This window comes from Campylobacter sp. US50a, from assembly GCF_004379015.1.
Taxonomy (GTDB): Bacteria; Campylobacterota; Campylobacteria; order Campylobacterales; family Campylobacteraceae; genus Campylobacter_D; species Campylobacter_D jejuni.
In genome coordinates, this window is the sequence record NZ_RYYJ01000066.1 from 1 (window position 1) to 451 (window position 451).

The window sequence follows — 451 nt, forward strand, 5'->3', positions numbered from 1 at the left end:
AAAAAAAGGATATAAATAAAATGAAACTTAAAAATACTACAATAAGCGAAGATTTAGAGCGTTGGATAGAAGCTTATTTGAAACATATTCAAGCATTATCCTATTCAAATAATACTTTTTTACTTTATAGGCGTATTTTACTAGAATTTGTAGAATATTCTTTAGATTATCAAGATGAAATGCAAATAAACGATATAAAAACGACTTTTTTAGTCAATTTTCTTAATTATTTAGAAAATAATTCAAAAAATGGCAATAAACTATCAAAAAAAACAAAAATAACTTATTTGAGAGTATTAACTAGCTTTTTTTCTTTTATAAGCGATAATAATGATGATTTGTTTGTTTTTTCCTTTGATATGAAGAAAATTAGATTTAGAACAGAAAAATCAGAAGAAAAATTAAATTATCTTAATGAAAATGAAATTATAAGGCTAAATAATGTTTTAGA

At 21.1% G+C, this 451-nt stretch carries 1 protein-coding gene; it reads left to right on the plus strand.

Annotated features, from left to right (window positions below; genetic code table 11):
• Nucleotides 1-20 precede the first annotated feature (20 nt).
• Nucleotides 21-451: phage integrase SAM-like domain-containing protein (locus ELQ11_RS09680; RefSeq protein WP_208359348.1), on the plus strand; the 431-nt coding region annotated here is incomplete at its 3' end.